General features: G+C 44.0%; 25 protein-coding genes, 1 other RNA gene, 3 pseudogenes and 1 riboswitch. Of the genes and pseudogenes, 24 read left to right on the forward strand and 5 right to left on the reverse strand.

Annotated features, from left to right (window positions below; genetic code table 11):
• Positions 1-3 precede the first annotated feature (3 nt).
• The 9 genes and pseudogenes from AC6I1H_RS12610 to AC6I1H_RS12650 all read left to right on the forward strand — a co-directional run bounded on the left by AC6I1H_RS12610 (position 4) and on the right by AC6I1H_RS12650 (position 6,807).
• Positions 4-792 (forward strand): ABC transporter permease, encoded by a 789-nt coding sequence (locus AC6I1H_RS12610; RefSeq protein WP_497737911.1) that lies wholly within the window; start codon positions 4-6, stop codon positions 790-792.
• 20 nt (positions 793-812) lie between these two features.
• The gene (locus AC6I1H_RS12615) at positions 813-1,217 is read left to right on the forward strand and encodes an ABC transporter permease (protein WP_497737912.1); all 405 of its coding nucleotides are present in this window, start codon (positions 813-815) and stop codon (positions 1,215-1,217) included.
• Between the two features lie 16 nt (positions 1,218-1,233).
• Positions 1,234-2,859: an ABC transporter substrate-binding protein gene (locus tag AC6I1H_RS12620; RefSeq protein WP_497740789.1), complete on the forward strand. Its 1,626-nt coding sequence runs from the start codon at positions 1,234-1,236 to the stop codon at positions 2,857-2,859.
• A 134-nt stretch (positions 2,860-2,993) separates the two neighbouring features.
• Positions 2,994-3,343, forward strand: a transfer-messenger RNA (tmRNA) gene (gene ssrA / locus AC6I1H_RS12625).
• Positions 3,344-3,566: 223 nt separating this feature from the next.
• A complete protein-coding gene (locus AC6I1H_RS12630) occupies positions 3,567-3,920 on the forward strand; it encodes a nucleotidyltransferase domain-containing protein (protein ID WP_497737913.1) in 354 nt (117 codons plus the stop codon).
• 74 nt (positions 3,921-3,994) lie between these two features.
• Complete coding sequence (locus tag AC6I1H_RS12635; protein ID WP_497737914.1) at positions 3,995-4,174, forward strand: HEPN domain-containing protein; 180 nt, start codon at positions 3,995-3,997, stop codon at positions 4,172-4,174.
• Positions 4,114-5,127, forward strand: a pseudogene (gene ltrA, locus AC6I1H_RS12640) (group II intron reverse transcriptase/maturase); the annotation flags it as partial. The gene AC6I1H_RS12635 and the pseudogene ltrA, both read left to right, overlap by 61 nt.
• Positions 5,128-5,366: 239 nt before the next feature.
• Positions 5,367-5,777, forward strand: coding sequence for a hypothetical protein (locus tag AC6I1H_RS12645; RefSeq protein WP_497737915.1), 411 nt, complete (start codon positions 5,367-5,369; stop codon positions 5,775-5,777).
• Positions 5,778-5,808: 31 nt separating this feature from the next.
• Positions 5,809-6,807: a type II TA system antitoxin MqsA family protein gene (locus AC6I1H_RS12650; protein ID WP_497737916.1), complete on the forward strand. Its 999-nt coding sequence runs from the start codon at positions 5,809-5,811 to the stop codon at positions 6,805-6,807.
• A 167-nt stretch (positions 6,808-6,974) separates the two neighbouring features.
• Here AC6I1H_RS12650 and ribH read toward each other — a convergent pair.
• The 4 genes and pseudogenes from ribH to ribD all read right to left on the reverse strand — a co-directional run bounded on the left by ribH (position 6,975) and on the right by ribD (position 9,707).
• A pseudogene (gene ribH, locus AC6I1H_RS12655) lies at positions 6,975-7,429 on the reverse strand (6,7-dimethyl-8-ribityllumazine synthase).
• Positions 7,430-7,455: 26 nt separating this feature from the next.
• A pseudogene (gene ribB, locus AC6I1H_RS12660) lies at positions 7,456-8,057 on the reverse strand (3,4-dihydroxy-2-butanone-4-phosphate synthase); the annotation flags it as partial.
• Positions 8,039-8,611 carry a riboflavin synthase gene (ribE, locus tag AC6I1H_RS12665; protein WP_497737917.1) on the reverse strand — a complete coding sequence of 191 codons (573 nt, stop codon included), beginning with the start codon at positions 8,609-8,611 and terminating at the stop codon, positions 8,039-8,041. The pseudogene ribB and the gene ribE, both read right to left, overlap by 19 nt.
• A gap of 7 nt (positions 8,612-8,618) precedes the next feature.
• Positions 8,619-9,707, reverse strand: coding sequence for a bifunctional diaminohydroxyphosphoribosylaminopyrimidine deaminase/5-amino-6-(5-phosphoribosylamino)uracil reductase RibD (gene ribD, locus AC6I1H_RS12670; RefSeq protein WP_497737918.1), 1,089 nt, complete (start codon positions 9,705-9,707; stop codon positions 8,619-8,621).
• A gap of 150 nt (positions 9,708-9,857) precedes the next feature.
• Positions 9,858-10,001: riboswitch (FMN riboswitch) on the reverse strand.
• A gap of 122 nt (positions 10,002-10,123) precedes the next feature.
• Here ribD and AC6I1H_RS12675 point away from each other — a divergent pair.
• The 4 genes from AC6I1H_RS12675 to AC6I1H_RS12690 all read left to right on the forward strand — a co-directional run bounded on the left by AC6I1H_RS12675 (position 10,124) and on the right by AC6I1H_RS12690 (position 12,595).
• Positions 10,124-10,309: a hypothetical protein gene (locus tag AC6I1H_RS12675; protein ID WP_497737919.1), complete on the forward strand. Its 186-nt coding sequence runs from the start codon at positions 10,124-10,126 to the stop codon at positions 10,307-10,309.
• A 518-nt stretch (positions 10,310-10,827) separates the two neighbouring features.
• Positions 10,828-11,637, forward strand: coding sequence for a hypothetical protein (locus AC6I1H_RS12680; protein ID WP_497737920.1), 810 nt, complete (start codon positions 10,828-10,830; stop codon positions 11,635-11,637).
• A gap of 77 nt (positions 11,638-11,714) precedes the next feature.
• Complete coding sequence (locus AC6I1H_RS12685; RefSeq protein ID WP_497737921.1) at positions 11,715-12,089, forward strand: hypothetical protein; 375 nt, start codon at positions 11,715-11,717, stop codon at positions 12,087-12,089.
• A gap of 278 nt (positions 12,090-12,367) precedes the next feature.
• Positions 12,368-12,595, forward strand: coding sequence for a hypothetical protein (locus AC6I1H_RS12690; protein WP_497737922.1), 228 nt, complete (start codon positions 12,368-12,370; stop codon positions 12,593-12,595).
• A 16-nt stretch (positions 12,596-12,611) separates the two neighbouring features.
• On the opposite strand, the gene AC6I1H_RS12695 is transcribed toward AC6I1H_RS12690, so the two are convergent.
• A complete protein-coding gene (locus AC6I1H_RS12695) occupies positions 12,612-13,559 on the reverse strand; it encodes a coiled-coil domain-containing protein (protein ID WP_497737923.1) in 948 nt (315 codons plus the stop codon).
• A 211-nt stretch (positions 13,560-13,770) separates the two neighbouring features.
• Here AC6I1H_RS12695 and AC6I1H_RS12700 point away from each other — a divergent pair, with 211 nt between their 5' ends.
• From AC6I1H_RS12700 to AC6I1H_RS12750, 11 genes are all read left to right on the forward strand, one after another.
• Entirely contained in the window at positions 13,771-14,115 is a 345-nt protein-coding gene (locus AC6I1H_RS12700; RefSeq protein ID WP_497737924.1) for an arsenate reductase/protein-tyrosine-phosphatase family protein, read from the forward strand.
• 124 nt (positions 14,116-14,239) lie between these two features.
• Entirely contained in the window at positions 14,240-16,960 is a 2,721-nt protein-coding gene (locus tag AC6I1H_RS12705) for a sigma-54-dependent transcriptional regulator (RefSeq protein ID WP_497737925.1), read from the forward strand.
• A gap of 161 nt (positions 16,961-17,121) precedes the next feature.
• A complete protein-coding gene (locus tag AC6I1H_RS12710; protein ID WP_497737926.1) occupies positions 17,122-17,442 on the forward strand; it encodes a PTS sugar transporter subunit IIB in 321 nt (106 codons plus the stop codon).
• 22 nt (positions 17,443-17,464) lie between these two features.
• Complete coding sequence (locus AC6I1H_RS12715) at positions 17,465-18,742, forward strand: PTS sugar transporter subunit IIC (protein ID WP_497737927.1); 1,278 nt, start codon at positions 17,465-17,467, stop codon at positions 18,740-18,742.
• Between the two features lie 99 nt (positions 18,743-18,841).
• Positions 18,842-19,159, forward strand: a complete 318-nt coding sequence (locus AC6I1H_RS12720; protein WP_497737928.1) for a PTS sugar transporter subunit IIA — start codon at positions 18,842-18,844, stop codon at positions 19,157-19,159.
• A gap of 13 nt (positions 19,160-19,172) precedes the next feature.
• Positions 19,173-20,288 carry a DUF871 domain-containing protein gene (locus AC6I1H_RS12725; protein WP_497740790.1) on the forward strand — a complete coding sequence of 372 codons (1,116 nt, stop codon included), beginning with the start codon at positions 19,173-19,175 and terminating at the stop codon, positions 20,286-20,288.
• A gap of 64 nt (positions 20,289-20,352) precedes the next feature.
• A complete protein-coding gene (locus tag AC6I1H_RS12730; protein WP_497737929.1) occupies positions 20,353-21,666 on the forward strand; it encodes a 6-phospho-beta-glucosidase in 1,314 nt (437 codons plus the stop codon).
• Between the two features lie 178 nt (positions 21,667-21,844).
• A complete protein-coding gene (locus tag AC6I1H_RS12735) occupies positions 21,845-23,572 on the forward strand; it encodes a sigma-54 interaction domain-containing protein (protein WP_497737930.1) in 1,728 nt (575 codons plus the stop codon).
• Between the two features lie 191 nt (positions 23,573-23,763).
• A complete protein-coding gene (locus AC6I1H_RS12740) occupies positions 23,764-24,960 on the forward strand; it encodes a transaldolase family protein (RefSeq protein ID WP_497737931.1) in 1,197 nt (398 codons plus the stop codon).
• Between the two features lie 13 nt (positions 24,961-24,973).
• Positions 24,974-25,831, forward strand: a complete 858-nt coding sequence (locus AC6I1H_RS12745) for a transketolase (protein WP_497737932.1) — start codon at positions 24,974-24,976, stop codon at positions 25,829-25,831.
• Positions 25,824-26,765 carry a transketolase family protein gene (locus AC6I1H_RS12750; RefSeq protein ID WP_497737933.1) on the forward strand — a complete coding sequence of 314 codons (942 nt, stop codon included), beginning with the start codon at positions 25,824-25,826 and terminating at the stop codon, positions 26,763-26,765. Before AC6I1H_RS12745 ends, AC6I1H_RS12750 begins: the two co-directional genes overlap by 8 nt.

Below are 26,765 nucleotides of genomic sequence, written 5' to 3' on the forward strand. Positions count from 1 at the left end.
GAAATGCGCCACAAGCTTGGCCTCGATCAGCCTGTCTTAAAACAATACAGCGCATGGCTTAAAAATATGGCAAAATTGGATTTCGGAAATTCGCTTTTTAATGATGAACCAATAGAAAATTATATTTCACAGAGATTGCCCAGAACAATAGAACTTGCCGTTATATCCATAGTGCTTGCTGTATTTATCGGTGTGACGGCAGGAATAATTGCAGCGCTAAGGAGAGGAAGTATAGTCGACATCGCAGTTACTGCGACAACGGCCCTGGGCATATCATTGCCTGTATATGTGCTTGGAACTCTATTTGTGATAATTTTCTGCATAAAATTTCAGTGGCTGCCAGCCAGCGGATATATTAAATTTTCGAAGGATTCAATCGGCCATATTTCTCGATTGATTTTGCCTTCGTTTACACTAGCCTTTGGATTATCGGCATCTATCGCCCGTATGACAAGGTCCTCTTTGCTGGAGACCCTGAACAGGGAATATATTCAGACCTTAAGGGCCAAGGGATTGGGGAGAAGGGCAGTGATATATAAGCACGCATTGCGCAATGCCTTGATTCCGGTGGTGACAGTCATCGGATTGCAGTTCGGCAATCTCATGGGCGGCACGGTTCTTATAGAATACCTTTTTAACTGGCCGGGTTTGAGCACGCTGCTGGTAGAAGCCGTATCTCACAGAGACTACCCGCTGGTACAGGGATGTATTATTGTAATATCCTCACTATTTATATTTATCAATATGATTGTTGATTTGCTGTATGGGCTTTTGGATCCGAGGGTCAGATAAGTTTGAGCGGAGTTGATAATATGTTTCATAAATTTATAGAAAATAAAGCATTCCTTATCAGCTTTATTGTAATACTGCCTATAATTATTATAGCTATTTTGGGGCCGTATATAGCTCCGTATGATCCGCTTGCAATAGATCCTGAAATGGTCCTCAGGATTTCGGCGCCCGGGCATCTTCTGGGCACCGACGAGTTTGGCAGAGATATATTAAGCCGCCTTATCTTCGGCATAAGGCCGTCATTTGTAGTGGCTATTGGTGCGACTCTGATGGCGCTTTGTGCAGGCTTGATATTGGGAATTCTTGCGGGGTATCTGGGAGGAGCAGCGGAACAGCTTATAATGAGAACAGTGGATATAATACTCTGTTTTCCTCCGATACTTCTGGCTTTGATGGTAGTCGGATTTTGGGGCCCCCGGAATTAAAAATCTGATTGTCACTATAGGAATAGTGTATACCCCACATTTTGCAAGACTGGCTTTCGCATCGACAATTCAGGTAAAAAGTCAGGAGTATATTGAAGCTGAGATATCACTTGGAGCAAGTTTTTTACGCATTGTCAGAAAGGGGATTCTCCCCAATATACTGTCTCCGATAATCATCCAAGTCAGTTTGACGATCGCTGCATCCATACTCCTGGAATCAGGACTAAGTTTTCTAGGACTGGGAATTGGAACCCCACAAAGAACTATAAAATTGTGCATATACCGCGGTTTGCTGAATTACGGCAAAGACGGACAGCTGTCGAAAGAACTGGCCGAGGATTATCAAATAGAAGATAACGGTAAAACCTATATTTTTAAATTGCGCAAAGCAAAATTCCAAAATGGCGACCCGGTCACTGCCGAAGATGTAAAATTTACCATTGAAAGAACTCTGGATCCAAAAACTGGTGCCACATATAGAAACGAATTATCCGTCATCGATAAAGTAGAAGTAATAGACGAATCCACAGTAAAGATAACATTGAAGAACCCTTATGCTCCATTTATTCATTACTTGGCCTTACCTGAAATGGGTATAGTGTCCAAAAAGTGGACCGAAGAAAAAGGCGGCAATTTAAGCGCCAACCCTATGGGTGCCGGTCCGTTCCAGTTTGTAAACTGGGCAAAAGGCCAGGAGATCAATCTTAAAAAATTTCCTGATTTCTACAAAAAAGATACTCCCAAATTGGACACAGTAAAATTTGTGTTTTACAGCGATGAGAGTACTCGGGTAAATGCTCTTAAAGCAGGCGATGTGGACATTATTGAATATGTTCCGTGGAAGGATGCGGAATATATAGAAAAGGACCCTAATTTGAAACTTGACAGCACCAACGGGCCATTTATGATGCTTCAATTCAATACCCATTTTAAACCTTTTAGTGATCCAAAAGTAAGACAGGCCATTTCCTACGCAATAGACAGAATGGCCATAATAAACACGGCATTTAACGGGCGTGGAAAGCCCATATACGGAATTGCGATACCGGAAGGATATCTTGGATATGATAAAAAATATGAAAATTATTTTAAATATGATCCGGAAAAAGCCAAGCAGCTTCTGGCCGAAGCAGGATATCCCAATGGGTTCAAAGCGACGCTTTTGGCCACTTCTCAGTATTCCATGCATCAACAGACCGCTATCGCTGTTCAGGCTGAGCTCAAAAAAATTGGAATAGATGTGACTCTGGATTTGCCTGACTGGGCAACAAGGATAGAAAAAAATACCAAGGGCGAATACGATTTTCTCGTAGCGGGAACATCGGGTGATATAACGGACCCCGACTGGTTGAGCAACTTCTTCTATGGCGGGGAGGTAAGGCTGAACAACTCGGCGTATTTCGACGATCCTGAAATAAACAAACTGCTGGATGAAGGAAAGATTACTTTGGATGAAAACAAGAGAAAAGAAATATATGACAGATTCGTGCAACGTGCTCTTGAATTATCACCTTTTGTATTCTTAACCTGGCGTGAGCAGAGTTATGCTATGAAAAAAGAAGTGAACGGCTTTCAAAATCTCCCGGGATTCTTGAGTTTCCAGTCGGGAATAACAATTGAAGACACATATATATCCAAATAACAAATATTAATATAGAAGCGGGTAGAATATGCCCGCTTCTATAAATATACTGGTTTTAGCGCCACATCAGGTTCTATGGTCGCTTGCTATATAATATCATTTGTTGTATAATAATATTGCAGAAAAATGAATACGGGGGCGTTTGGTTTCGACGGGGGCGGCAGGGATAAAAGCTGCAGGTCGAGCGTTCCGACTCGTAAATCCGGAAGCGTAAAATAAACGCCAAAGACGAATTAGCACTCGCTGCTTAATTTAAAGTAGCGCGCCCTCCCCGGCAGCGCCCGGCGGCCGGGAAAAGGGTGTCATAAATCCGGGATCTTCCCGCAGTGTTGCTCCGGCACTGCAGGAGAAACTAAAGGAGCTGGCCCATCTTTTATCCTGCTCCCGGGAGAAAAGACGGCGAGAATAAAAACGGGAGATAAGCCTGTAGACGCTTTTATCGATGTGCCTTCGGACAGGGGTTCGATTCCCCTCGCCTCCACCAACCTTACCACTTTCCGTTTCGAATTTTATATCGACTTTCAAAGATAAATCTATCCTGTCGGGATAGATTATTATTTTTTCGCAATTCAATCAAACCGGGTACGACACTGATAGTTGATGTGAAAGATGATAATAAAAATAGTTTTTAAGCCAGCTAAGTTGAGAAAATTATCTGCAAATGATACAATAAATTCGAACAATAGATGTTTTCGGGAGGGCTTTATATGGAATCGGTTCAGTCGAAGGAAGACATAATAACCGAAAGAAAACGGAAACTTGAGAAAGAACTTGAAAAAATTGTTTCAACATTGATCGAAAAATATAATCCTTTAAAAATCATACTTTTTGGCTCCCTTGCAACGGGCAATATCCATGAGTACAGCGATATAGATTTGGTTGTCATTAAAAATACTGAAAAGAATTTTTATGACAGGCTTGAAGAAACGGTGGATTTGCTACAGGAAGATGTTGATACCGATATTATAGTATACACACCGGAAGAGGTTAAAGAATTAGAAGACGATATGTTTTTTAAAGAGGAAGTAATAAAGAAAGGAAAGGTGCTTTATGAAGCCTGAGAACAGATGGGTGCCATTCTTCTTGGATGATCTGGATTGTGCTAATATTATGATGAGAGAGGCAAGATATAATAATGTATGCTTTTTTTTCTCATCAGGCAGTAGAAAAGGCACTAAAAGGCTTTTTGGAAGAGAATAAAATTGATCCTCCAAAGGAACATAATCTTATCCAACTGACCCAACAATGCCAACGGGGACCTACAAGCCTCAACCAGTGCGCAGGGTCGAAATCCCGAAACCCAGTGGAGGAGTGAGACTGTTAGGAATCCCCACCGTCACAGACCGCCTTGAGAGCAGGCTCTGTTGCAAGTACTAACACCCATCTTTGACCCGGAATTCTCAGAATCAAGCTATGGATTCAGGCCCAACCGAAGAGCCCACGACGCAGTAAGGAAAGCACGCCAATACGTAAACCAAGGATATAACTGGGTAGTGGACATGGACCTTGAGAAATTCTTCGACAGAGTAAACCATGACATACTCATGGCCAGAGTAGCTCGCAAGATAAAAGACAAACGCATATTAAAGCTCATACGCAGCTATCTTGCGGCAGGAGTAATGATAAACGGAGTAATCAAGATTACCGACGAAGGAACACCTCAAGGCGGGCCCCTAAGTCCACTTCTTGCCACCACCCACCTTCGGTGGGTACCCGGCCTTGACGACCTAGACAAAGAACTAGAGAAAAGAGGACACAAATTCGTAAGATACGCAGACGATTGCAACATCTACGTCAAAAGCAAAAGAGCGGCACCCATCTTCGATGGGTACCCGCGGGTAATGGAAAGCATAACAGCTTTCCTGAAGAATAAACTAAAACTCAGAGTAAACGACGCAAAAGAGCGCAGTGGACAGACCCTGGAAGAGAAAATTCCTCGGCTTCAGCATGTACATCGCCAAAGATGGAACAACCAAGATAAGAATAGCACCACAGAGCATAGACAAAGTTAAGAACAAAATCTGAGAGATAACATCAAGAAGCAACGGATATGGAATAACCCAGAGAATAGACAGACTAAACACATACCTTAGCGGATGGCTGGGATACTTCGCGCTATCAGAAACACCCAGCAAACTTGAAGAACTCGACGGATGGATAAGAAGAAGACTACGCATGTGCCTGTGGAAACAATGGAAGAAAGTTAAGACAAGATACCGGGAACTGAGGAATCTGAAACTTCCGGAATGGGCGGTCCATAAACTTGCCTTTCCCTCGAGCTTTTTGTATATAAGTAAGAAACCCACTTAGATAGAACAATCTACCTAAGTGGGCATTTTTATGGCCTACTGTATTGCGCTTAATATAAGCTCGTAGGATCTGTTATTTTTAGTATACGCTCTTTAAAAAGAAAATCAATTGGATTTTGAAAAAATGCACTAATTGATGCATAAAACTTGACAATAAGCATATAATATAGTATCATTGTATCACAAAGAGGTGATGCAATGAATCAACACTACAATCAGAACTATACCCGGGAGCAGATTGATGTGATTTTGGAAATGATACAAGACTGTGTTAGAGAAGGCAGATTTATTATATCAAAAAATGAGAACAGGCAAGAAAATATAGATTTTATAAATGAATATAATCTAAGCAGCAGAAGACAAAAAGAAATTTTGTTAAAAATTAAAACAGAAGATTTTTGCCATTCATTGCAAAATACAAAAATAGGATTCGAACATGAGGTTATATATGTATTTTGTCCCCAAGTCATGTTATTTAACTTTGATGGCATCGAGGAGCTAGTTGATATTTATACTAAGTTTAACCTTATTGACAGTGAAAGCAGAAAACGAGTGGTTGTCATATCGTTTCATAAGCGTAACAAGCCGATTGATTATCTTTTCCGATGATCAATCAGAAAGTTTGAAAGGAGGCCGCTTTATGAATAGGAGTAAGACATTTTGCGAGGAATGCAGAAGAGATGTTGAATACATGGTAGAGACTGCATTAATTAAGGGAAAGCTTAAAGGCGAAGAATATGAGTACACCGGAAAGAGGGCTGTATGTACGGAATGTGGGAGTGAAGTCTATGTAGCGGATATAGAGGACGAAAACCTGAAGGCTTTGTATGATATTTACCGTCAAAAGAATGGTATTATTTCGCTGGAGAAGATATTAGAAATTCCTCAAAAATATAATATTGGAAAACGTCCGCTGTCATTGCTTTTAGGTTGGGGAGAAATGACTTTTTCGAGATATTGTGAAGGTGACATGCCTACAAAACAGTATTCGGATATTCTTCAAAAGATTTATGATGATCCGGCATATTATAAAGAATTACTGGAGAAAAATAAACATAATCTAAAATCACTGCAGGCATATGAAAAAAGTAAGCGGAAGGTGCAGGAACTGCTTGGAGAAGAAAACAACACAGGCTCAAAGCTCGATTTAATTATCCAATATCTGCTTTATAAATGCGAGGATATTACTCCATTGGCTTTACAAAAAGCGTTATATTATATCCAGGGCTTTTATTACGCTTTTGAAGGACGATTTCTTTTTGACGAAGACTGTGAGGCATGGGTTCATGGACCGGTTTACAGGGATGTGTATAACAGATATTCATCCTATCGGTTTGACCCTATTGAAAGTGTTGAAGATTTTGATGAATCGGTTTTTACAACCTCTGAAAAAGCGATACTGGATAGCGTCATTAAAAACTTCTGCTGTTATAGCGGAAAAACATTAGAAAAGTTTACGCATTTGGAAAAGCCATGGCGGCATACCAGAGACGGATTGCCGGTGGATGTGCATTCTAACCGTATAATATCTAAAGAATTGATCGGGGAATATTTCATCGCAGTGAAAGAAAAATTCCGCATGCTTACTCCTGGAGATATAGAAGGGTATTCGAAAGCTATCTTTGAACAAATAAACTGAGATTTTTGTGGAATGAAAAACAAAGAAAAGTATACTACTAATTAATGTATCACAATTTGAGAATATGGGATGAATTAATTTGAGAAATGACAGGCAAAATACAGCAGCGTTATAAAGGTAAATTAAAAAGGGACAAATCAGCCCCTTTTTTTAATATATAACCTGTTTTAAACCAGCATCTTTTTTAGATTTGCCATTTCGATGGCGGTGAGCGCCGCATCCCAGCCCTTGTTTCCTGCTTTTGTGCCCGCCCGTTCTATAGCCTGTTCAATGGTGTCGGTGGTTAAAACTCCAAATATGGTGGGCACTTCTGATTCCAGCGAAACCAGTGCTATACCTTTGGAGACCTCCGCCGCTACATAGTCAAAATGCGGTGTGGCCCCACGAATGACGGCTCCCGGCATATGACCGCATTAAAGCGGCCGCTTTGGGCCAGAAGTTTTGCTGCAAGGGGTATCTCGAAGCTCCCCGGCACCCATACCACCTCGATGTCTTCATCACAGGCTCCGTGGCGGCCAAGACAGTCCAGTGCGCCTTCCAGAAGCTTCCCGGTGATAAATTCATTGAAGCGGCTTATAACAATGCCGAATTTTAGATTTTCAGCCGAAAGTTTTGCCTCTATTTTTTTTTATCATATCAAAGTCCTCCTTATAGCCAATGGCCTAATTTTTCTTTCTTGGTCTGTAAATATCTTATGTCATATTTCGTCGGCGGAATTTTAAGTGGCACCCTTTCCGTTATCTCCAGGCCATACCCCGAAAGGCCCACTACCTTTTTGGGATTGTTGGTCAAGAGACGCATCTTGCGTAAACCCAGGTCTTTAGATCCTGTAACCTTGCCATGGTGCCGTCGTCCTTCATAATCTCACATATGACCCCGGCAGGATAAAGCCCCGAAAGCCGGGCAAGGTCCACCGCGGCTTCCGTATGGCCCGCCCTTCTTAGCACTCCGCCACTTTTAGCTATCAGCGGGAAAATGTGCCCCGGTCGCCGAAGGTCCTCGGGTTTGGTGGAAGGGTCAATTAGGGCTTTTATGGTTTGGGCCCTATCATAAGCCGAGATCCCCGTGGAATTTTCTATGTGATCCACGGTCACCGTAAAAGCCGTGCCCATATGCTCCGTATTTTGCCGCACCATGAGCGGCAGATCCAGCTGTCTTGCCCTTTCCTCGGTTATGGGAGCGCATATGAGCCCCCGGCCGTAGGATGCCATGAAGCTGATGGCTTCGGGAGTTACCTTTTCAGCCGCCATCTAAGATGCACCGCCCCCTGACTTTGTCTTGCTTTCCCCGCATTTTCCCTGTTAGCTTCTATGGAACTAAAAGGCATATTTGTTTTTGTTCCCCGGGCTTGCCCTACTTTCTGCACTGTCAGGCTGATGCCGTCTACGGCAATGGAACCTTTGGGGATTATCTCACTGGATAATTCTGGCGGAACACTTATCAAAAAGGCTACCGCATTGCCTTCAGGATATTTTTTTATGATTTTGCCGGTGCAGTCCACATGGCCCAATACCATGTGGCCTCCAAACCTGCCGCCGGTACTTGCGGCTCTTTCCAGATTCACATAATCACCCTGTACCAGCTCCCCAAGATTGGTGCTCTTTAGAGTTTCGGGCATCATATCGGCCGTAAAGCCGTTTTTTTGGATTTTTGCAGCGGTCAGGCAAACTCCGTTTACCGCCACACTGTCCCCAACTCTTAACCCCTCTAGAACTTTGCGGCAGGAAATTTTTATTGCGGCTCCCGATGGCGTTTTTAAAATCTGTGAAATACATCCGATTTCTTCAATGATGCCGGTAAACATATTTCGATCACCCCTTGTAAGCTTCCAGCATGATATCTTCACCTATTTGCTCCAAAGACCCTATGGTAAATCTCGGGGTCTTTTTTAATTCATCAACAAAAAGGTTTCCGACGGAGCTTAAGCCCTCCGCCCCTATCAGCTTTGGTGCCACAAATATTATGAGCTTGTCCAGAAGTTCTTCCTTTGAAAGCGACGCCAGAAGTCTTGAACCGCCTTCCACAAGGACTCCGGTTATGCCCATAGTTCCGAGGATTTCAAAAAGTTGCGGTAGATTTACCATATCACCGCCGTTGCTTTCTGTCTCTATGATATCGGCACCGAGCTCTTTTAAAACCCGCATTTTTTGCCTGTCTGCCTTTTGAGTAGCGGCAATTATAACTTTGCCGCTGTCCTGGAACAAACGGGCATTTACGGGAATTTTCAGGGTAGAATCCACAACTATTTTCACATGATCTTTTTCTCGGTCGGGCAGGCGGCATGTCAAGAGCGGATCATCGGCCAGCACCGTGCCGATGCCCACCATAACTGCATCATAACGACTGCGAAGTTCGTGGGCTCTAATCCGGGCCGGTTCCCCGGTTATCCATCGAGATATTCCGGAGGATAATGCAATCTTGCCGTCCAGCGACTGAGCTATTTTCCCCACCACAAAAGGTTTTTTTGTGGTGATATATTTTATGAATACCTCATTTAACTTCCTGGCTTTTTCCTCCATCACCCCCACTCTTACCTGTATCCCTGCTTCTTCCAGCATCTTAATGCCCCGACCCGAGACCAGAGGATTGGGATCCTCCATGGCGGCAACCACTCCTGTCACTCCGGCTTTTATTATGGCCTGCACACAGGGTGGTGTTCTACCGTAATGGCTGCAGGGCTCCAGAGTAACAAAAAGTTCAGCACCTCTAGCCCTTTCACCGGCCTGTTTTAAGGCCAACACTTCCGCATGGGGCTCTCCGGCCTTTTTATGGAAACCTTCACCGATGATCTTTCCATCCTTTACCAGCACCGCTCCCACCATGGGGTTGGGGCTGGTGGAACCCACCCCTTTTTCGGCCAATCTTAAAGCTCTTTCCATAAAAAATTTGTCCCTATCCATAATTACCTCCCTACAGGCAATAAAATAAAAATCCCTTAAAGAAAATCCAACTTCTCCCACCGAGCCGGAAGTTCTTAACTTATGATAAAATAAAAAACCCTGAAGAAAAATCTTCAGGGCGTGTTGGCATAACTAATTAATACCGCCTAACTTCGTCTTCTTCCATCCAGACTTTACTGTCGGCCCCGGAATCACACCGGATCTGCCTTTCGGCTCGCGGGCTTGAAGCTTTCGCTTTTTACCGCCGGTCAGGAATTGAAGGTTTTACCTTCTCACCTTGCCCTGAAGACTATCTTATTAAATTTTCTTAAATAATAACACATAAATTGATTGAAGGCAATAGTAAAAAGTTTGCAATATAGTTATTCTGTGATAATGTCATCTTAAAATTTCTCAGTGAAAATGTCACTCAGGGAGTGATTCTCATCAGGCGCTTTAACAGCGGCAAAGGACGCGGCATCAAGTCATCCAGCATAATCAAAACTCCCGAGAAGGTTGGAGCCGTAAAGATCACAGGCTACGAGGGGCTGATTTTGACCTTGACATCGGAGAATGGCGATGTATTTAAATTCGATGTTGCCTCAGAAAAATTCGTAGATTAAAATCAATTTTTTTCAGGACTAATTTTTTGATGCATAGAAAACGACGTTTCAGATAACAATTCCTACGTTTCGCGACGCGATTTCTACGGGTTGCGCACATGCTATAGAAATATTATGGGACAGATGGTAGAATTAAGGCAAAAGTAAGACAATTAAATCAGAAGATCTCCAAAAAAAATGTTTTAAAAAAAGTGTGATTTTGGCAATCTAATGTCATGTTATATATAAAGGGATGAAATTTGAGGAACTAAAAAAATAGTATCGTAAAACCACTCATCCCTTGGAATTGCATTAGAAATCAAGTATCAAGGAGGTGAAGGAACGTGTTAATTTATCAACTCCGGGATCCTCCACAAAAAGTAATAGTGGATTGGGCAGCCAACCGGGTACTGACCTGACAATCGCGTGCCCCTGTTATGCCGTCCATAACCACTATTACAATTCCATTAAATCATTTTTTTAATTCGTTTTCAAGTGGTAAAGACTTGATCTAAAAAAATTAAATGGAGGGATTTAAGTTGAGTAAAATCTTAAGGAGGTATTGGCAATACGGGATAGTTTTATGCTTGTTATTTGCTTTATCCGCTGTTCAGGTATCTGCATTGATGGCATCGACTGAAACTCAATCTGGTGAACTAGCTCCAAGCCAAATCACCCAAGAACTTGCCAGATTAGAGCCTTATATACAATACATTGATAGTAATGGAATTAGGCTTCAGACCTTTGATACTAATGCTGCTCTTGAAGATGGATTTTCAAAAGATGTAGTCTTGTTAGCGCAAGAAATAGTTGCCTTTCAAAATGATATGGCAAAGGCAGCATTCACAAGTGGAATCAAAGATATAACTCAATTGGACGTGCCTTTGCAGAAATATCCCAGAGTCGCAAAGTTTTTTACTCAAATGACACAGCGGTTTGAATCCGGCAAGGACAACGCAACTCTCGATTCTTCACCACTTGCCAGTGACCCGCATCCTTGCGGAACTTATGATTATCCAGTACCGGACTCTACGCCAAAGTGGTATTACTATTCTTCAGATGATCCGGAACAGAGCCTCCTTGATGCTGGTTTCCACCGTACGGCAGAATATGCATGTGAAGAAGGCTGCACAAACGATAATGGCGATTGGGTAGACTTTACTTATGGAAGAGCATACACCGGGCCATATGGAACTTGTAGCTCTCCGCGCTTTCGTAACCATGGGCGGATACAGAGCAGCTCTCGGTATGCAGTACAGTATGGGGAACCTAACCCAGAGATATTTTCCTATGTTTGGCCATATTGGAACTGGGGAGCTTATTGCCGTTGGTGGCATAATAATTTCTAGGGTATGCCATAGCGAAAAAGTTGCCTGTCCAATGATAAATTGGGCAGGCAGCTAATTTAAACACAAGGAGGACATATATGAGCAGGCTAAAAGGTAAAATAGGGTTGCTCGCAATGATGATTGTGATTATAGTAGGAATAGGTGTCGAATATAAGACCCATTTCTTCAAAAATAAGATTGCCGACGTCGTATATGATAATCGACCACATGGTGTCAGCTGTGAGAAATTGCCGGCATTGTCTGAAGTTGAACAAATTGTAGAAGAACACCGGGACCTAATTCAAGAGATTGAAAATGTAAATCCAGGATTCATATTTGTAAAAATAGAATCTCCTTGTCCGGGAAAAGGAATAATTGTCATTGAGTATGCGTCACACCAAGATAGATTACGAATAGAAGAATTAATAGGGGAAACGTTCTTCGGGGTTCCATGGAAGGGAATCAATATCTGATGAGCCTTCCACTATAGGAAAGGCCAGCGGGATGTCAAAAGAGCTTACGGCATCTGAGGCAGTATAGAATAAACGACACGAATCCGGCCACGACCGAGCCCCCCAAGAGGACTGCGAGAAGGTTACACAACATCACACCATGCACTATATAAAGACGCGCTCGACGACAAGGAGAGAATTACATCCCCTGAAGACCGAACGACACTGCGAGCTGAGACCCCATACATAAAGGAGCGCTGCAATATGACTGTTAATATCTACTTTTTCTGGGGTGATGGTTGCTCATACTGTGCTATGGCCAAGACATGTTTTTAAAGCTGGAAAAATACGAAATGGACATCGACAGCACGATTAAAATACAAGACATAGAGCGAGAGCTGCTGGAGCGTTTTCCTCAGCTAAAGCATCGCACGGCAAACATGAAGTATGTGTATTATGTTCTGGACAATAAAACCGTGAGAAACAGGGAAACAGTCGTGGCGGAAGGCCAGGAGATAATGCTGTAGGGTGGATTCTTCCACCCTACGGTTTTAATATTAACCCTACAATGGCAATAATAATGCCTACAATTCCGACTATTGTCCCAATAAACCATGTTTTTATGCCGTTAAATTCGCCTTTTAATTCACTTATATCTTTTTTGATTTCTTCTCTTAGTCCTTTTATTTCAGCCCTAAATTCCTGCTTTTGATTATCGAAACGTGTATCTGTATTATCCCTGAACTCATTAAATTTGCTTTTTAATTCACTAATATCGTTTTTAATTTCATCTTTTAGTCCTTTTATTTCAGCCCTAAATTCATGCTTTTGATTATCGAAACGTGTATCTGTATTATCCCTGAACTCATTAAATTTGCCTTTTAATTCACTAATATCGTTTTTAATTTCATCTTTTAGCCCCTTTATTTCGGCTTTAAATTCCTGCTTTTGATTATCGAAACGTGTATCTGTATTATCCCTGAACTCATTAAATTTGCCTTTTAATTCACTAATATCATTTTTAATTTCATCTTTTAGCCCCTTTATTTCGGCTTTAAATTCCTGCTTTTGATTATCGAAACGTGTATCTGTATTATCCCTGAACTCATTAAATTTGCCTTTTAATTCACTAATATCATTTTTAATTTCATCTTTTAGCCCCTTTATTTCGGCTTTAAATTCCTGCTTTTGATTATCGAAACGTGTATCTGTATTATCCCTGAACTCATTAAATTTGCCTTTTAATTCACTAATATCATTTTTAATTTCATCTTTTAGCCCCTTTATTTCAGCCCTAAATTCATGCCTTTGATTATCAAACCGTATATCCGTATTATTTCTGGATTCATTTAACATTTGCATAATAGTATTTATCTGTTGCGCAAGATAAAAATAACCGATTTCAGGAATTTTTGGCTCATCTGGGCGATCGTCTGCTCCTCCGGCAACCTCTTTTTTCATTTTCTCCATATCTTCCAAAGGCATGCTCATCATCCTTTCCTCCCTCTCCCTGTCTCAATTATATTAAATTTCCGACTTAACTTCAATGCTTTTTTACTCACTTCGATGAATAATACAAGAATAGAAGTGAATTTAAAGCAATGGCATTGACAAGAATTTAGCCAACATATACTATATGATTATAATTCGACAAATTTACCTGGCTATTGTTAAAAACCTGCAAAAGGAGGAATATCGATAAATGGCATTCAAGGTTGGTTTCATATGTGTGGGAAATTCCTGCAGAAGTCAGATGGCGGAAGGTTTTGCAAGAAAATACGGCAAGGATGTGATAGAGGCTTTCAGTGCCGGAACGCGCCCGGCCTCGGAAATAGACCCCAATGTGGTGGCCGTCATGAAGGAATTTTTTTTCCTCATCATCCACCAGCAGCACCGAAAAATTCCCGGCTGCATCGACGGTGACGGCTTTAACCTTCAGTTCAATCAATTTTTACACCTCGATTTGATAAAGCATAAAAGATTTTCAGATATAATTATATCACACTTTTATAAATATTTTAAATGGACGCATTGCCATTTTGTGTGAACTTTATGATTATAATGTACCCCATTATAATTGAAAACTCGCATCCTTTACATTTTTCTGTATAAACATTATTATATGGATAGGGGTAATTCCCGGGCATTAGCTTTTATTAGGGATGATTTTTATGAGGAAGATAGATGAGGTTTTTGAAACACTTATAAAGTTAGCCGAGGATAAAAGTGATGGGGTATGCGCCGCAGAAATTGCCGCAAAGCTGGGGATGGATAGAGCAAATGTCAGCAGATATTTGAATGAACTGTGTAGCAATGGCAAGATTGATAAGTCAAAAGGTAAACCGGTGCTCTATAAACCCAGGGATACGAAAAAATCTCCACGGTTACAGAGGTTAAATGACCGTCGCTGCAGCTTGATTTCCCTGGACAGACTCGTAGGTTCGGACATGAGCTTAAAGACGGCCATTCAACTGGCAAAGGCGGCTGTACTTTATCCGCCCGAAGGTCTTCCGGTGCTGATGCTCGGCGAAACCGGTGCCGGCAAGTCCATGTTTGCAGAGGCCATGTACGGATTTGCCAGGGAGTCGGGGGTAATACAGGATGATGCACCATTTATAAGCTTTAACTGTGCGGATTATGCCGATAACCCGCAGCTTTTGGTTGCACAACTTTTTGGAGTCAAGAAGGGAGCATATACCGGTGCGGAAGATGACAGGGTGGGCCTTTTAAAAAAGGCCGACACGGGGATGATATTTTTAGATGAGGTACATCGCCTGCCGCCCCAGGGCCAGGAATTACTTTTCACATATATGGATCGGGGATATTTTAGACCCCTGGGGGAAACCGAAAAAATCGTCAGGGCAAGCGTCAGAATTATAGCCGCCACCACCGAAGAGCCCCAGTCCTGTCTTTTGAAGACCTTTGTCAGAAGAATACCGGTAATAATAGCGCTGCCGCCTTTGAGAGAAAGAAGCCTGGCCGAAAGGCGCGATCTCATTTGCTTATTCTTGAAAGAAGAATCGAGACGTATAAGCAGAGACATTTACATTGATAGGAACTGTTTTATATCATTTTTGCTGTACGAATGCGCCGGAAATGTGGGGCAGTTGAAGAGTGACATTCAGATAGCCTGTGCCAGGGCGTTTTTAAACTATAAGTCGCAAAACAGGGAATACCTGGTGATATCATCCGAAGATCTTCCTACCCATGTAAAAAAAGGAATCATGAAAATGCATTACTACAGGCAGGAGGTAGAAAAATTAATAGGCAATGATGAAGATATGCTCTATTTCTCGTCGGGCAAAGGTTCCGGCATGATTTCTTTTGAGAATAGTGAAGATGAGTATTTTTACGATGTTATAGAGAAAAAGATGGATATTTTAATAAAGAGCGGCATGGATGAAAAAGAAGTAAGTAGGATTTTAAATGGCGAAATCGAGAAACATTTCAAAAGATATATTCGGAATATGCCCGGCCAATACAGGAAGGATGAAATTTCCAAAATAGTGGGGAAAAAGTTCTTGATAGTTGCGGAGAAAATACTGAACATGGCTGAAAAAAGGCTGAACAGATATATGGATGAAAAGATCTTTTTCGGCCTCGCCCTCCACCTGCAAAAGACCATCGGCCGCATAGAATCAGGCGGCAAGATATACAATCCCAGAATAAACATAATAAGAAAAAACTATCCTGATGAATTTATTGTGGCAGTGGAGGCGGCAAAACTTATCGATATGGAATTTCAGGTGGAGACGCCTCTTGATGAAATAGGCTATCTTGCCATGTTCTTCGTCCCCGATTCCAGAAAGGAAGAAGAAGAGCCTCAGTGCAAGGTGGGAGTTGTGGTGGCGATGCACGGCAATTCCACGGCCAGCAGCATGGCCCAGGTGGCAAACGAAATAGTCGGCGTAAACCATGCGGTGGGCCTCGATATGCCTTTGAGCATGAGCCCCGAAACGATGTACAGCATCATAAAAGACAGCGCCCTTTCGGTCGATGGCGGCAGGGGCGTTTTGCTCCTGGTGGACATGGGTTCCCTAAAAAATTTCGGCGACATGATATCCGAAGAAACCAATATTAAGATAAAAACGGTGGACATGGTGACTACGCTAATGGTTATAGATGCATGCCACAAAGCGGTAATGGGAAAAGAACTGGATGATATATATGAATCGGTTTTGAAGATGAATTCGAGAAGCATCCCCACCGGGCTCCAGGATGAAAAAAGAAAAGAAAACATAATAATTACCGCCTGTTTTACGGGGCAGGGTGCCGCAAAAGAACTGAAAAGGATTCTGGCGGAAGAATATCTGCAAAATAAGAGCGGTATAAAGATTGTACCCGTGGAGTTTATAGATAAGAACCAATTTTACACAACTGTTGAGAAGTACCGGCAAAATTATAACATTGTTGCAGTGGTGGGGACGCTGGATTTTACAGTGCCCGGCACACCGTATATTACTGCTGTAGATCTTTTTACCGGCAAAGCAAAGGCTGCCTTGCAAAATCTTATTGATGAAGCCGATACTTATGAAAAAATAGAAACTTCTCTTGGTGAATATCTGAAAGCTGTGGATGGAAGAGCCTGTTTTAGAATGTGCCGTTTTATCGTTGAAAATATACAAAGAATGCTGGAGCTGCAGATTCCGCCGGATGTGAAGGTGGGTATAGTACTGCATTTGTGCTTTCTTGTGGAAAAGCTGGCCTCCGGCGGCCAGGAAAGCGATTTTGAGGGAATCGATGATTATAAAAGGGAACATGACGGCGAGCTTGATGCGATAAAAAATAGCGTAAAGACTCTGGAAGAGCATTTTAATATAAAAATTGGGCAGCACGAGTGCGCTTATCTTTGCCGCATGTTTATGGAAAATGCGATGGAGGCGTGTAAATAATATATGTAAGTGTGCAGAAGTGTGTATTCGGATAATACACGCTTTTATTTTTGTCGATAGCCTGAAATCCTTTATATCCCCGCAGTTTCTTGTCAGTTGTAAAACCATTATTCCGGCATGAAATATGCTTTATTATTTAAAAGTGCAGAGGAGGTGAAAGCGTGAAGAGAATTATGCTGGTATGCTCTTCGGGGTCTTCCACGAGCCTTCTCGTAAAAAGGATGCAGGAGGCAGCCCGGAAAAAGGGCCTTGCGGATGTGGAAATTTTTTCAACATCCCAGGCGGACGCCAAAAATCATTATGACAGCATGGACGTACTTCTGCTGGGTCCCCAGGTGAGATATCTTTACAATGAGCTCAAAAAGACCCTGGCCAGCAAAAAACTGGTGCTGGACATTATAAACAGCCGGGACTACGGGATGATGAACGGAGAGGCGGTACTGGAACAGGCCCTCAAGCTTATGCAGCAGGAAAACAAATAAATTTTATAAGGAGGATTTGAAAATGGAAGCCTTTATAGGATGGATGGAGAAACATTTTGTGCCGGTGGCAGCTAAAATAGGGTCTCAGAGACATCTTGTGGCCATCCGGGATGGTTTTGCTGCAATCATGCCGTTAATTATTGCAGGTTCTCTGGCGGTGCTTATTAACAACACCGTCTGCGTCTGGATACCAGCCCTAAAATTTTTAACGCCTGTAAACGGCGCCATATGGTGGGGAACCTTTGCTGTCATGACCCTGCTGATAGTTTTTTCCATCGGATACAATCTGGCAAAAAGCTATGATGAAGATGGGCTTGCTGCCGGGCTGGTGGCGGTGGCATCTTTTATTATCACCCTTCCCCAGGCGCCTGAGGGAGTGGGCTGGGGCTTCATAAAGATAAATTATCTCGATGCCACAGCTCTCTTTACAGGCCTTGTTGTGGCACTGGTGGCTACCGAGATATTCGTAAAGCTGATAAAAGCGCGCCTTGTCATAAACATTCCGGGGGATGTCCCTCCAGCTGTTGGAAGGGCCTTTGCCGCATTGATACCCGGCATTATAACGGTGTTTGTTTTCGGAATTCTGACGGCGCTGATTACTGCCATGGGCGGCACCAGCCTGTACGATATCATTTTGAAAACCATTCAAACACCGCTCCAGAATATGGGGCAGGGTGTGTGGTCTGCCATGCTGGCCACATTTCTGATAACGCTCTTCTGGTTTTTCGGCCTGCACGGAGCCAATTTGCTGGATCCTGTTATGAACGCCATATATCTGCCAGCGCTGCAGGCCAATACTGCTGCCGTTCAGTCCGGAGCCGTGCCGCCGAACCTTATCACCAGAGTATTTTTTGATACCTACTCCCATCTAGGAGGTTCCGGAGCGACGCTGGGATTGATCATCGCCATTTTGTTCGTAGCCAGAAGAAGGCAGGATTTGAGGAACATAGCCAGGCTCGCCCTGCCGGCGGGCATATTCCAGATCAATGAACCGGTGATCTTCGGCCTTCCAATAGTATTAAATCCCATATTGTTCATACCATTTGTAATCGTGGAACCGATCCTCACTTTAATTTCATATGTTGCAACGGCAGTTGGACTGGCTTCCCCCACTTATGTTGCGATTCCGTGGACATCGCCCGTGGGAATCGGGGCCTTTTTAGCCACGGGAGGTAGTATCGGAGCTGCGATAGTGGCTTTAATTAATCTGGCTATAGCGACCATCATATATATCCCCTTTGTGATTCTGCTGGATCGGCAGAAATCAAAAAATGACTTGGATACGCCCGATTTAAAGTAACGGAAGAAAGTCCGTTACTTTAAATTCCCGGCATGCAGCATACACAATAGCTTATGCATTAATATCAGGACATTTTTTATATCGAGGAGAGATTATCTTATGGATATGGAAAAAGACATACTAGCTTTGATAACGCACAGCGGAGAAGCCAGGAGTTTATCCATGGAAGCTATCGAATGTGCCAGAATCGGAGAATATGAAAAAGCGGAAAGTTACCTGAAAGAAGCCGATGACAAACTAATAATGGTGCATAATATACAGACATCCCTGCTGCACAGAGAAGCATCCGGCGAGAATTTTACCATGTCTATACTTCTGGTTCATGCCCAGGACCACCTTATGAATGCCATCACCATAAATACTCTGGCCCGGGAGTTCATTAACATATACCGAAAGCTTAAAAATCCGGCGGAATAAGGGGATGAATATAATGAAAGAACTGGGGGTTTCCGTATATCCAGAGAAGGCAAGCATGGAAGACATCCTCGGGTATTTGGATAAAGCCGGAAAATATGGATTCACGAGAGTCTTTACAAACTTAATTTCCATAGAAGAGGACCGGTCGGTGCTAGAAAAGTTTAAAAAGATCTGTTACTATGCCAGAGAAAGAGGGATGAAAGTAATAGCCGATATAAATCCGGAAGTATTAAAGAACATGAATATTACCTTTAACGATATGAAATTTTTTCATGACCTGGGTCTTTTCGGAATCCGCCTTGACATTGGCTTTACGGGTCTAGAGGAAAGCATCATGACTTACAACCCGTACGGCATTAAAATTGAGATAAATATGAGTTCCGGGACAAAATATCTTGAAAACATAATTGAGTATAAGCCGAATATCGCCAACCTTCTGGGATGCCATAATTTTTATCCTCTGAGGTACACCGGGATTTCCAGGGCGCATTTTAATAAATGTTCCGAAGTCTTCAAATCCTGCGGCATACCTACTGCGGCCTTTGTGACTTCCCCCAGCGCCACCTTCGGAGCATGGCAGGATTATGACGGCCTGTACACACTGGAAGAACATCGGGACCTTCCCCTGGAAACCCAGGTGAAGGATCTGTTCAATACCAGCCTTGTGGACGCGGCCATCATAGGAGATTGTTATGCATCGGAGGAGGAATTAAAACTTCTGGGGGCAATGGACAGGGATGTGCTGAGCTTCAATGTGGAGCTGGAGGAAGGTGTATCCGAAATCGAGAAAAAGATCGTGCTGAACGAGACACACATAAACAGGGGTGACGCGTCTGAGTACGTGGTAAGGTCTACGGAAAGCCGGGTAAAATATAGAGGAAATTATTTTAAGCTCTTTAATGCCCAAGAGGATATAAAAAAGGGGGACCTTTTGATACACAGCTCTCTTTACGAAAGATATGCCGGTGAACTCCAGGTGGCCCTGCGGGACATGAAAAACACCGGCAAAATCAGCGTGGTGGGCAGGATAGCGCCCGAGGAAGTATTTCTGCTGGATTACTTGCGTCCCTGGCAGAAGTTCAGATTTAAATTGAGGTCCATAGGGAGTGGCCCGACCGGTTCCCAATGATTCGGAAAAGGGAAAAGCTGGAGACTGAGCATTTTTTAAAAATTAACTAAAAGGGGAGAGCGATGTGAAAAAGGAATTGAAGGTAGCCGTCATCGGCGGAGGTTCCAGCTATACGCCCGAGCTCATGGAGGGATTTATTAAAAGATATTCGGAGCTCCCCGTAAAGGATATTTATCTTATGGATGTAGAACAGGGCAGAGAAAAGCTGGGAATCGTTGGCGGCCTTGCCCGGCGCATGGTAGAAAGGACCGGCCTGGATATCAATATTCATATGACCCTGGACAGTAGGGAAGCTGTTGCCGGCGCCGATTTTGTGATAACCCAGTTCAGAGTGGGAGGGCTGGATGCCCGCATAAGGGATGAAAAAATCCCCCTGAGATACGGCGTCATAGGCCAGGAGACCACCGGGCCTGGCGGTTTTGCCAAAGCATTGAGGACCATTCCGGCAATACTGGATGTGTGCAGGGACGTGGAAGAACTGTCTCCCCATGCCTGGCTGATAAATTTCACAAATCCATCGGGCATCATCACGGAAACGGTGCTGAAGCATACAGGCGTCAAAATACTGGGGCTCTGCAATGTTCCCGTCAACATGGTAAGCTACGTGGCGAAAGCCTTCGGAGTAGAAATGGAAAGGGTGTATATACAATTTGCCGGATTAAACCACCTGGTTTGGGGAATGAAAATTTTTCTTGACGGAGAGGATGTAACAAAAGATTTGCTACATAAGCTTTCCTGCGAAGGAAACCTGACCATGAGGAACATACCGGACCTGCAATGGGATAAGGACTTGATAAAATCCCTGGGGATGCTTCCATGCCCCTATCACAGATACTACTACATGGCTGACAGAATGCTGGAGGAAGAGAAAAGAGAGGCTGCCCATGCGGGCACTCGAGGAGAAGTAGTTAAAAAAGTGGAGCAGGAGCTTTTTGAGACTTACAGGGACCCGGCACTTAATATAAAGCCACCCCAGCTTGAAAAGAGGGGCGGGGCCCTTTACTCCTATGCGGCCTGCAACCTGATAAGCTCCATAGTTAACGACAGAAGGGACATTCAGGTGGTAAATGTAAAAAACCGGGGAGCGATTCTTGATCTGCCCGATGATGCGGTTGTGGAGACCAACTGCGTAATAGATAAAAATGGAGCCCACCCATTGAGTGTGGGCCATGTGCCCGCCAGGATAAGAGGATTGATGCAGGTGGTAAAAGCCTATGAAGAACTGACCATCGAGGCGGGGGTAAATGGAGATTACAGTTCTGCCCTTCAGGCATTGACCATTCATCCTCTGGTGCCATCTTTGTCGGTGGCCAAAAAGATTCTGGATGATATTCTGGAAGAAAACAGGGAATTTCTGCCGCAGTTTTTTAAAAATTAGATCCAGGTTTATTGTTGTTATCAGAAAGCCGCGCAACATCCGCGGCTTTTTGTGTAATCAAAAAAAGGCTTGCCCGGAAAAAATGCTGGCAGTGGATGCAATATTTTAGGAAGAAATATTTCACCCGATGTGATATAATATTTGTACTATATAAAAAATTTTCAAGGGTGATTCAATCATGAAGGAGATCGCCGCGAAAATCATGAACAAAAACGTTCGTGTTTACGAACTGGGGGTAAACGGCCAAAACGATAAAATTCATTTTCAAAATTGCGAGTATGCAGTGGTACTGGATGATGACAATTCGCCGGTTGAATTGTTTTCAGACCGCAACAATAGGAACGGATCAGATATTCCCCTTTCCCCACTCCAGGTGTTGAAGGAAGAAGATTTTATAGATTTTGAAAAATATGGCGGCGAAAATTTCGTAGTATTGAATAAAAATAGCAAGGTGTGTGGCGTTATTACATTTTATGAGGTCATTTCTTTTTTATTAAAAGTTTTAAGGTCTCTCGAAACCGAGCTTGACCTGGTGAAGACGGACCTTGAAGCTTTTATGGCCTGCTCGGATGACCTGGCGTGCATCACCGATGGTTCCGGTTCAAAGGTAAGGATAAGTTCATCCTGCGAAAAATTATACGGCGTAAAGCCGGAAAGCCTCATAGGCAAAAATGTCAAAGACCTGGAAAAGAGCGGGATGTACCTTCCATCCGCAACCCGGATGGTTATAGAAGAGAAAAAGCCGGTTACCGTGACTCAGAAAACCAAAACCGGCCGGAAACTCCTGGTTACCGCCACACCAGTCTTTGATGATGAAGGCCACATCAAGCGGGTAGTGAGTATATCCAAGGATATCACCGATGAGGAGAAGTTGAAGGCTGAATTAAAACAGACAAAAGCCCTCCTGCAGAGGTATGAACGAGAGCTGTCTTCCCTCAGGATAGCCCACCTTAAAAATTCTGAAGTTATATATAGAAGCAAAGCCATGGAAAAACTCCTGGAAATGGTAAACAAGGTTGCGAATGTAGAGTCGACAGTCTTGATATACGGAGAGACGGGAGTGGGAAAAGAAGTTCTGGCAAAGTACATCCACAATATAAGCGACCGGAGTTCGGGCCCCTTCATCAAAATCAACTGCGGCGCAATCCCGGAGAATTTGCTGGAAGCCGAACTTTTCGGCTATGAAAAGGGAGCCTTCACAGGGGCGAGAAGCGAAGGCAAACCCGGCCTTATTGAAATCGCCGACAAGGGGACGCTGCTTTTGGATGAAATCAGCGAACTTCCATTTTCATTGCAGGTGAAACTGTTGAGAGTGCTGCAGGAAAGGGAATTCATCCGGGTGGGCGGCATCAAGACCATAAATGTGGATGTAAGGATAATAGCGGCATCCAATAAAGATTTAAAAGAGCTGGTTAAGGAAGGAAAATTCAGGCAGGACCTGTACTACAGGCTGAATGTGGTTCCGGTTACTATCCCTCCCTTGAGGGAGAGACCGGAGGATATTCCCATCCTTGCCCATCATTTTCTGAACATTTACAACGAAAGATACAACCGCTCGAAGCAGTTGACCAGCGAGGTGGTGGAGGTATTGATCAGGTATTCCTGGCCCGGCAACGTGAGGGAACTGGAAAATGTGATAGAAAGAATGGTGGTAATTTCCGAAGACAATCAGATAACAAAAAAGGATTTGCCCGGGGAGTTCTTCAACAAGGAAGAAATGAATAATTCCGCCGGAGTCTATGTTTCAAGGCTGATGCCATTGAAAGAAGCCAGCGCTCTGGTGGAGTATCAATTGATAAAACAGGCTATAGAAGAAGGCGGCAGCACATACAAGGCGGCCGAAATGCTGGGCGTGGACCAGTCCACAATAATAAGGAAGCTCAAGAGGTACGAGGCCATGCTGTGATGCAATTTTGCAGTAAATCCGGCTTTTGATTGCATAAATCCATCATTCAATGAAGGTCCTCAACGACGGCAGAACTTAATAATCCGTTGATATTAAAGCTCCTGTGCTATTTCGCGCGGGAGCTTTTCTTTTTGGCACGTATATTGCTTTAATATGACCTCAAGCAAACTATTATTCAGGAGGTCGTAATTATGATACGAGACATTTACCATGCCGGTGCTATGGAAAGACTCTGCCAAACATCCGGGGATATGGAAATATGGTGGGATTCCAACCCCCTTGTATATGAAAAATGGTGTGAAGGTTTCATCGAATCCGCACCGGAAGATTTAAAAGAGCTGATTGCCAAGCAACTGGCAAGGATGTGGGATGAAAAAGCGGATCCGGAAAACTGGATTTTCAGGGGGGTAACCACAAATCCGCCCCTCACCAGGGCAGTTTTCGATAAACTAAAGGAACAGTGGGCAGATATCATACGGGGTTTAATCCGGCAAAACCCCTGTATGGACTACAGGCAGATTGCCTGGGAAGCGTACAAAGAAGCCTGCAGAAGGGGCGCCGCACGTTATATGCCTCAATTTGAAAAATCCGGCTATAAGTATGGTTACGTGTCGGCTCAGGTAGATCCAAGGCTTCTTACCGATGCGAGGGAAATGGTAAGACAGGCGTTGGAACTAAAGGCTCTTCAGCCGAACATCATGGTGAAAATCCCAGCCACCAGGGCTGGAGTGCTGGCCATATCCATCCTCACATCCCTCGGGGTTCCCACCAATGCCACCCTTTGCTTTACACTGCCGCAGATAATGGCCGTGGCTGAAGCCGTAAAGCAGGGGAAAGAAGTGGGAGAAAAATACGGAACTGATTATTCCAGATGGCGCTCGGTCATCACCATAATGATAGGCAGGTTTGAAGACGCCAAAATCTTTGCCGAACAGGCCTCGGAAAAAGGTATAGAATTGACTGAAGAAATGAAAAGATGGGCAGGGATTGCCATAACCAAAAAAGCCTGCCGGATACTGGCGGAAAGGAATTACCCCAGCAAGATGCTTGTAGCCTCCAGCAGGGTAAGCCCCAAAATAAACGGTACCCAGTATATATGGCATATCGAAAAACTGGCGGGATGCAATCTGGTATTCACCATGAACCCAGAATTGATAAAATCTTTCATGCTGCTCTATATGGACAGGCCGCTTGAAAATAAAAGCAGAGAACCGGTTCCGGATGAAGTTCTGGAAAAACTCTTGAAAATACCCTATTTTGCTGAGGGTTACGGCGAGGACACCATAAAGCCCGAAGATTTCGAAAAAATAGAGCCCACCGTTACTACTCGTGAACAGTTTTCAAAAGCAGTAATGGACTTGGAAAACTATGTGCAATCATTGTTTTAAAAGGAGCGATGAAATGGTGCTGCCTGTATATAAAGCTTCGGAAAAGATCGACACCATAAGAGAGGCTGCCGACAGAATCAGAAAGGACTGCATCCGGATGAGCACCAGGGCGGGGACCGGGCATCTGGGCCCTGCACTTTCCCTGGCGGAAATCCTGGCGGTGCTGTATAAAGGCGTAATGCGTTATGATGCACAAAACCCGAAATGGCCCGAAAGAGATAGATTCATCTTGAGTAAAGGCCACGGATGCCTGGCGCTTTATTCCATGCTTTCGCAGGCGGGTTTTTTTGAAAGGAGCCTGCTGGATGAGTTTTGCTCAGTATATGATACCATGCTTCCGGGGCACCCGGAAATAAAACTACCGGGAGTTGAAGCCAACACCGGCTCGCTGGGGCACGGTATAGCCCTTGGCATGGGGATGGCGCTGGCGGCGCGCATAGACGGAAGGGCCAGCAGGGTTTTTGTGGTGACCGGTGACGGGGAGCTGCAGGAAGGAAGCAACTGGGAGGCTGCCATGGCAGCTGCCCACCACAGGCTGGACAATCTGATCGTGATAGTGGACAGGAATAAACTTCAACTGGGAGATTTTACTGAAAACATAAGCCAGCTTGAGCCTCTGACGGACAAATGGCGGTCTTTCGGGTGGGGCGTCAGGGTTGTTGACGGCCACAACATAGAAGAATTGCTATCCACATTTAAACAAGTTCCCTTTGTATGCGGTAAGCCCTCCGCCGTTATCGCCAGCACCATAAAGGGAAAGGGTTTGGCCATTGCAGAAAACAAAGTCGAGTGGCACTATAAGGTGCTCACCCCACAGCAGTATGAAGAGCTAAAAAATGAAATGTCACTGGAGGAACTCTGCCATGAATGAGATGAAAAAGTCTACCAGAACCTCATTTGCCGAAGCCCTGCTGAAGGTGGGGGAAGAAAACCGCAATGTGGTGGCGGTGGCGGCAGATTCTGCATCGCGCTATGGCGATTTTGTGAAGAGATTTCCCGAACGCAGTTTTAATGTGGGAATAGCGGAGCAGACCATGATAGGTGTGGCCGCAGGCCTGGCGCTGTCCGGTAAAATCCCCGTGGTTACTTCTTACGCCAACTTTCTGACATTCCGGGCCATAGAGCAGGTGCGCGTGGACATTGCAACCAGCGGGTTGAACGTAAAACTGATAGGCACCGATACGGGTTTTTCATCGGCATGGCTGGGCTTTACGCATCTTGCGCTGGAAGATATGGCGGCCGTAAGGGCAGTGCCGAATATCGCCATTATAGATCCCGCCGATGCGGCGGAAGCCTATAAAGCGACAGAAGCGATCTTCAAGTATGAGGGCCCTGTTTATATGCGTCTCCGGGGGAGAAAAGAGGAACCACTGCTTCCCATGGCAGAAAAAAGCTTTGAGATTGGAAAAGGGCAAATCCTGGCGGAAGGCGGCGATGTTCTTATTGTCGCCTGCGGCGGTGCGGTATACGACAGCCTGAAGGCCGCAGAGATTTTGCAATCAAAAGGCATGCATGCAACGGTAGTAAATATGGCCACCATAAGACCTCTGGACGAAGAACTGCTAATGAAACTTACTTCATCCATAAAACATATCGTGACTGTCGAACATCATAACATAACGGGCGGGTTGGGAAGCGCAGTGGCGGAGTTCCTGGCGGAAAACAATCCCGATGTGAGACTTATGAGACTGGGAGTAAAAAACCGGTTTGGCACCGCCGGCTCCGAAAATATGCTTAAAAAGGGATTCGGCCTGGACGGTGAAAGTCTGGCATCAAGAGTGGAGAAATTTTTGAAAGATTATTAA

Source organism: Biomaibacter sp. TOL, assembly GCF_059717795.1.